6 protein-coding genes are annotated in these 7,489 nt (G+C 45.4%); all 6 read left to right on the top strand.

Annotated features, from left to right (window positions below):
- On the top strand, positions 1-980 hold a 980-nt coding region (locus AC4GME_RS13265; RefSeq protein ID WP_490379558.1), incomplete at its 5' end, for an HD-GYP domain-containing protein.
- A gap of 11 nt (positions 981-991) precedes the next feature.
- Complete coding sequence (locus tag AC4GME_RS13270) at positions 992-2,896, top strand: CHASE2 domain-containing protein (RefSeq protein WP_490376509.1); 1,905 nt, start codon at positions 992-994, stop codon at positions 2,894-2,896.
- Positions 2,893-3,369 carry an SH3 domain-containing protein gene (locus AC4GME_RS13275; protein WP_490376508.1) on the top strand — a complete coding sequence of 159 codons (477 nt, stop codon included), beginning with the start codon at positions 2,893-2,895 and terminating at the stop codon, positions 3,367-3,369. The genes AC4GME_RS13270 and AC4GME_RS13275 overlap by 4 nt, the downstream gene beginning before the upstream one ends.
- A gap of 13 nt (positions 3,370-3,382) precedes the next feature.
- On the top strand, positions 3,383-4,288 hold the full coding sequence (locus tag AC4GME_RS13280; protein ID WP_490376507.1) for a M48 family metalloprotease: 906 nt from the start codon (positions 3,383-3,385) through the stop codon (positions 4,286-4,288).
- Positions 4,289-4,724: 436 nt separating this feature from the next.
- Positions 4,725-6,125, top strand: a complete 1,401-nt coding sequence (nhaC, locus tag AC4GME_RS13285) for a Na+/H+ antiporter NhaC (protein ID WP_490377487.1) — start codon at positions 4,725-4,727, stop codon at positions 6,123-6,125.
- A gap of 118 nt (positions 6,126-6,243) precedes the next feature.
- Positions 6,244-7,179, top strand: a complete 936-nt coding sequence (locus AC4GME_RS13290) for a 1-aminocyclopropane-1-carboxylate deaminase/D-cysteine desulfhydrase (protein ID WP_490379559.1) — start codon at positions 6,244-6,246, stop codon at positions 7,177-7,179.
- The last annotated feature ends 310 nt before the right edge of the window (positions 7,180-7,489 follow it).

Consider the following 7,489-nt stretch of genomic DNA (forward strand, 5'->3'; position numbering starts at 1 on the left):
CCACCAGCGGCCACTCCTTTCGTGTGGCAGATCTCTCACTGGCTCTGGCCAAATGCCTATCTGAAGCCGGTTTACCTCAATATCAAAAGCAGCTGTTAAATGAAAAAGATCTGCGTCAGCTGAAATATGCAGCTCTATTGCACGATTTTGGCAAAGTAGGTGTTCGTGAATCGGTACTGACCAAAGCCAAAAAACTTACTCAGCACCAGCTAGACGTTATTAAATACCGAATCCGCCTCACGCAGCAAACCTTATTGCGACAAAGAGCAGAAACCGAACTTAAACTGTTCCAACAGGAGGGATGCTGCAATGCAGAGCTGCAGCTAAATCGCCAGGAGCAGATACAGCAACAAATTTTGCAGTTAGAGCAGTTTTGGCTGAATATTCTTCAAGCCAACGAACCGACAATCTTGCCGGAGTCCCTGCCGCATGATCTGCAGCAGATCCATGCTTACCATGCACCCAATGACAGCGGAATACTGACACCGCTAATCAACCGAGAGGAGTTATTGGCACTCTCTATTCCCAAGGGCAGCCTAAGCATGGATGAGATGACGGAGATCCGTTCTCATGTGAGCCACACTGAAAACTTTTTAAGGCAGATCCCATGGACGCAGGAGCTGCAGGATATTCCCAATATTGCCGCCGCTCACCATGAAAAAATAGACGGAAGCGGCTATCCCAGAGGACTAACGAATAATCAAATCCCCTTGGCCTCCCAGATCATGACGGTCTGCGATATTTATGATGCGCTAACAGCATCAGATCGCCCCTATAAACATGCGGTACCCAATGAGCTGGCATTTAAAATTCTACAGAATGAAGCTGACAAACAGCAGCTAAATGGCGATCTGGTGCGACTGTTTATCGATGCCAAAGTTTATCTGGCGATCAAAGATAAGCACTACAGTAAACCCAGTACTGAAACGAGCAGCTTTCATCACCATGTATGTGATTTTAATATCCTGGATCATAGCTAAGCAGGTGCCCTATGCAGACGGATTTCAATGCCCAGGCTAATGCCTTAAACAGCAGCCTGAATAAGGCCTACAAGAAAAACGGCATCATATTGAAAGCCTTGTTGCTCTTTATCGCCCTGCTTAGCGGCAATGCCCTTATCAAACCCTTTGCCAACTTCGATAATATTTGGCTGGATTTTGCAGTCAAGCAGTGGAGCCGGGGCAATACTGCTGATGCCGATATTGTAGTTATCGATATTGATGATCCCAGCCTGCAGGCTATGAAAAATCGGGTAGGCCGCTGGCCCTGGCCTCGTTCGGTTCACGGCGAGCTGCTAGAGCAGTTACTGCTACAGCAGCCTAAAGCTATCGTTTTTGATATCCTATTTTCCGAAGCCGATATCTACCGCCCAGACGCAGATAAATACCTCTCGGAGGTAATTTCCAGTGCCGAAAACATTTTTCTGCCAATACTGCACCTGGAATCGGAGCAAGCTCACCTCTTTCCAAGGCTAGTGGACTACCCGGCCAGTGTCGGTCTAAAACCAGCAGCTAACGCGCAAAATACCCAGCAACAAACCCGAGCGAATCTATTACTGCCCACTGCCATCGCCTCCTCAGGCTGGCGGCTAGGCACCATCAACTTTGAGCCGGATCCCGATGGCGTGGGACGTCGCTACCAGATTGAGCACTCAATTGAGGAGTGGCGATTAGACTCACTACCCACCAAGGTTGCCCGCTACTTAGGGGCAAATATCCCAGAACAAACAGAGTTCATACTCGATTGGCGCGCGACTCAGTCCACTAACTCGAGCTTCCCCTATGCCACCTATCCCTACGCAGCTGTCTATAAGGCAATCAGTCAAGAGGAGCACTTTATTAGCGAAGGCTTTTTTCACGATAAAATCATTATTATCGGGGCAACGGCAACGGGCCTGCATGACATCAAAAACACGCCTGTAAGCGGTGTATTTCCCGCCGTGTATATTGTGGCGACTGCCTTAGATAACCTGTTACATGGCCAACAACTTACTCCTGTTCCGACTTCAGTCGAGTGGTTTGTTGCTCTACTGTTTTTACTTCTGATCACAATAGGTTTACTGTTTGCCAAACGAGTCTTACCCGTGGCTCAAGGCTTTATCATTTTGACATTATGTTATTACCTCGCTAGCTACCTGTTGATATCACACAAGTTGCTGATGCCCGTCAACAGTCCCCTGATCATTGTTACTGGTTATTTTTTAACAGTATTAATAGTTCAGTTTTTGCGGCGACAACGGGAATACAGCTACGCCATTGATATTTTCGGCCGCTTTATGGATCGTAATGTGGTTCGTCAGCTGGTTGACTCCGGCCAAACAGAGCAAGCACTGCGTGCCAAGAGCTGCAAGATCACAGTGCTGTTTTCCGATATCCGCAACTTTACCACCCTATCAGAGAAACATACCGCTCAGGAGATAGTTCAACTGCTGGATGTATATTTTTCAATGCAGGTGGGCGTGATCTTCAAAAACCAGGGGACTCTGGATAAGTTTATCGGTGACGCCATTATGGCTTTTTGGGGTGCCCCTCTCGCAAACGACAAGCAGGAGATTCAGGCTGTTGAGGCTGCATTGGCAATGGTGGAGCAACTCGAATGTTTTCGCCGCGAGCAGCAGCTTCCTGATTTTAATATTGGTATAGGAATCCATACTGGCGAAGTGGTGGTTGGTGCCATCGGCGGAGAACAGCGTTACGACTACACAGTAATCGGTGATGCAGTCAATGTTGCCAGCCGCATCGAAGGTGTGACCAAAAACCGCTGCAACCTGCTGGTCTCCTCCTCAACCCGCAACGCCTGCGGAGATCATTTTGACTTTATTGAGCTTGGTAGCTATAAGTTAAAAGGCAGAGAAGAGCCCGTTACTGTGTTTATCCCAAGGAGAAAAAAACAGTGAAATATCTTTTAATATTAATTACCTGCAGCCTATTGTTAATCACTTCGCTACAAGCCGGACAGCTGGCTTCAACGGTAATAGAGGCAGATCTGAAAGCCTCCCCCTCCATCAAAAGCAAAACCTTAAAGATTCTAGAAACCGATACGCCGGTCAATATTGTCGAGCGCCAGGGAGGCTGGTATCGGGTGGAAACCGCCCCTCCGTTACAAGGCTGGTTAAAGATGCTCTGGCTGCGCTATTCGCTAACTGGCAGCGAGCAAGGCGGTTTTTCACTGCTAACCCAAGGCACAGGTAGCGTTACGGTGGCAACGGGGGTGCGAGGACTATCTGAGGAGGAGCTGGAAAAAGGGCAAGGCGATCCCTTTGCTATTAACACCCTGGATCGTTTTATCGTTTCTCCCGAGCAGGCCAGGGCCTTTGCTAAGGCTGAAGGGTTGAAACAAACACAGTTGCCCTATGTAGAAACAAAATAGCTGGAGGCTAAATATGAAAAATAATAAATGGAACTTATGGAAAACGGCACGACTTCCCCTGCTATTAAGCCTGCTCTTATCACTGTTCACCTGTAAAACCACTGATTTAGAAATAATCGAGAATATTGATTTAAACCAGCTTGCTGACACAGTCAATAAGTTTTCCGACCTCGCGGATAAAACAGAGCAGCAGGAGATGGACTTTGGTAACGAAGTTGCCCAGATACTGCTAACCGACAGCCGAATATTAAATAACGATGAACTTCAGCTGTATGTCAACAGTGTGGGTCAGTGGCTGGTGCAGAATAGCGAACGCCCTAACCTCACCTGGCGCTTTATCGTGCTCGATGACAAGAGTTTTAACGCCTTTGCTGCGCCGGGTGGTTACATCTTTATCACAGCAGGTACCCTACTAAGATTAAACAGTGAAGCTGAACTGGCCGGAGTGCTCGCCCATGAGATGTCACATGTATTAAAACGCCACTATTTAAAAGCATTGCAGAAACAGACAAAACTGGATCTGGCATCTGATATTGGCATATTAGCCTACCAGCTTAACAGTGCCAGAAAAGAGGACTACAGTAGCGAAACAGAGGATAATATCGAATTAGCTGAAAAAGTCAGCGCCGCAGTAGACGATCTTTACACTAACGGTTTAGCCCGGGAAGATGAAGAGAATGCCGATAGCATGGCGGTTATTATTACCGCGCGAGCAGGATATGATCCCTATGCTTATATCGCGGTCATACAAAAGATTGCCAGCGAGAAGCCTGATTCCACCGCCTGGCTAAGTTTTATGCAGCGCCATCCACCAGCTAGTGACAGGCTGACAACGCTAGAACCGCTGATGGACAAGGTGTTTGCCGAAGCCGAAAACTACCAGACTGTCACCGCTCGTTATCAAAAATCGATTCGTTAATAGCACTGACTATTAACAAAGTTGAGGCCCAGTAATACCAATTCCATTAATTGGGTGTTCTATTTAGGCGTAGGGAAAATGGATGGAAGCAAGGCATTGATTGCAGTAACTAGTTGTTCTAATTGTAAAATCAATAACGAAGCTAGCATTCATTTTAACAAGCATAAATGAATAGAAAATTAGTGGATTTGGTATGATCATCAACAGCTGAGCCTCAGCAGAATAAACTCACTTTAGCGCCTTCGATCGTAAAAACAGTAGTTGAAGCTTTGTGCGTCTGCATTGATAACTCAGCAGTCGCATTAGCAGTCACATTAGCAGTCACATTAGCAGTCACAACTGTGCAAAATGCGATGAAGACAGATGAAAAGTCAATTTTTTATAGTTACAATCAGTTAAGTTTTTAGTTCGTAGAATGAAAAACAGAGAGACTAAAATGAACGAAACAACAAAACAACCAAGTTTTAGACATGCACTGAGTACTTTTTTGGCTATTTGTGCCGTGATAGGGGTTGGACTGTTCGGCTATGCAGTCAGCCTGCACAGTTTACTGCTTATTTGTCTGCTGATTGCTGCATGTAGTGCCTGGTACTTATATCGCGGAGACTTTAAACCAATCATCAACGCCATGAACTCAGGCATAGAGCGCGCTTTAACCTCCATCTACATCTTCCTGCTGATCGGCGTCTTAATTGCCGCATTCATTCAAAGCGGCACCATCGGCACCCTGATCTATTACGGTCTGACATTTATCTCTCCAACAATATTTTTACCCGCAGGATTAATCCTCTGCAGTCTAATGTCGCTCGCGACAGGAACCAGCTGGGGCACAGTCGGTACCGCAGGTGTCGTACTGCTCGCCATCGGCACAGCGATGGGCATACCCGCGCCAATCGTTGCCGGCATGATTATCGCAGGTGCAACCTTCGGCGACAAAATGTCTCCGGTATCCGATACCACCAACCTCGCAGCAATGGCCGCTAAAACCGAACTGCAACAACACATTCATTCTATGCTCAAAACCACCGGCCCCGCTTACCTTATTACCCTGATAGCCTTTGCCTTGATCGGCATACAATATGCAAATAACACGATCCCCACCGATAATATCAACGAGCTGCTAAGCGCCCTGCAGCAGACTTATCAGATACAGCTGCTCAACCTGTTACCGTTATTAACCATGCTGCTGCTGATATATTTCAAAGTAAGCGCATTACCCGCTATGTTCAGTGCTGCGATCGTCGCCATCCTGTTAGCCGTCAGCGTACAAGATGCGGCGCTGACTCAGGTGCTCAACGCCCTGTTTAGCGGCGGCAATGCCGATACAGGCATCGCCAGCTTAGACAATCTATTAACTCGCGGTGGCATCAGTGCCATGATGTGGACTTTATCATTGGCATTACTGGCACTTGCCTTAGGTGGCATTCTTGACCGGTTCGGCTTTTTACAAGTATTAATTTATGGGCTGCTGCGTAGTGTCAAACGCCAGGGCAGCTTAGTTGCAATGACCATCAGCAGCTGTTTTATCGCTAATATGACCCTTGGCGAAGCCTACATGTCAATCATCCTCAATGGCCAGTTATATGGCGATGCCTATCAGGAACGTGGTATCGACAGAGCTATATTGTCACGCTCATTAGAGGAAGGTGCTACATTAACCACTGCACTTATTCCTTGGACCACAGGAGGCGCATTTTTTGCCACCACTCTCGGCGTCAGCGTTATTGATTACGCACCTTGGGCCATACTCAACTGGCTAAATCCTATTATCGCTATTTCATTCGCCTATGGTGGCATCGCTTTAGTTAAAGCAAAAACAAGCATGGCACAGGTATAAAAAGAGAAAGCGGGAAAAATAAAGGGGTTACTGAAGCGGAAATCTTTATTGCCTGCAGATTAAGATGTTATTGAGCAAGACAGCTACAATAAGCAAAATGTGAAAATGGAAAGCTATTATGAAACAGCAAAATATTACTCCAGTATTGGCTTTCTCTCCCGTTCAATCGGTTAATATGGCAGGTTTTACTTTTTTTATAAAACGAGACGATCTTTTAAATCCGCATTTTTCAGGTAATAAAGCGCGAAAATTCGCTTATTTTCTAAATAATGATTTCCCTGGAGTTAAAAAAATTGTGGGCCATGGCTCTGTTCAAGCGAACTCTCTCTATTCACTGTCTGCACTTGCCAAACTCAAGGGCTGGCAACTTGATTTTTATGTCCGCAATATTCCCGGCTGGTTAAAAGCGCGCCCGAATGGAAACTATCGCGCAGCGTTAGCCTTGGATGCAAATATAATCGAATTAGATAAAAGATCCCTCGACGAAGGTACTAATCTTGACGCTTTTATGCGCTTAAAAGCGCAACATTTACCGAGCGGTACGCTATTTATGCCCGAGGGTGGCCGATGTAAGCAAGCAAAACAGGGGATCGCACAGTTAGCAGAAGAGATTAAAGATTTTTGCCTGCAAAAGGCACTCCAGAAACCTGTCATAATGCTGCCATCAGGAACAGGGACTACCGCCCTTTTTTTACAATCTTTATTACCTTATAAAGTTTTGACCTGCGCATGTGTGGGCGATCAGCAATATCTAACTGAGCAGTTTTCAGAGTTAGACAGCGATAACTCCGTTTGGCCGACAATTTTACCAAGCAGAAAGAGATACCAGTTTGGCAAACTCTACCCTGAATTTTACCAAATTTGGTTACAGCTAAAACAGCAAACGGGCATTGAATTTGACCTGCTTTATGATCCTTTAGGCTGGTTATCACTCTTAGATTATCTAAAACACAATAGTTCCCAGCAAAATATTATTTACATCCATCAGGGTGGCTTAATAGGAAATGAAAGCATGCTGCCGCGATATCAGAGAAAGTATTCTAGGGAATGTTAGATTTTAGATAGTGGAAATTATCATTTGCAAGCTTTGTTAAATCGATATCAATTTTTAAAAACAGCACACTACTCCCTTAAATTAAAGCGCTTATCATTACATCCACCGACACTATGAAATTACAAATGTGTCACTGTGCAGATATAAACATCCCATAGTGGCTATCTTGTTTTTGTTCGAATTCATTTTTGTACCTATAGTTAAAGTCATTAGGGAAAAATATTTTTTGTTGCTAATGCTAACAAGCTAGCCATAAACAAAGGTTATTTACTTTTATAGTATTTATAAAAGATCAGCTAGTACAGAAAAC

The organism is Psychromonas sp. (assembly GCF_983033635.1).

Excerpts from the sequence above, each read along its gene's own strand:
- AC4GME_RS13270 (WP_490376509.1), top strand. The coding sequence starts at position 992 with ATGCAGACGGATTTCAATGCCCAGGCTAATGCCTTAAACAGCAGCCTG.
- AC4GME_RS13280 (WP_490376507.1), top strand. The coding sequence starts at position 3,383 with ATGAAAAATAATAAATGGAACTTATGGAAAACGGCACGACTTCCCCTG.
- nhaC (WP_490377487.1), top strand. The coding sequence starts at position 4,725 with ATGAACGAAACAACAAAACAACCAAGTTTTAGACATGCACTGAGTACT.
- AC4GME_RS13290 (WP_490379559.1), top strand. The coding sequence starts at position 6,244 with ATGAAACAGCAAAATATTACTCCAGTATTGGCTTTCTCTCCCGTTCAA.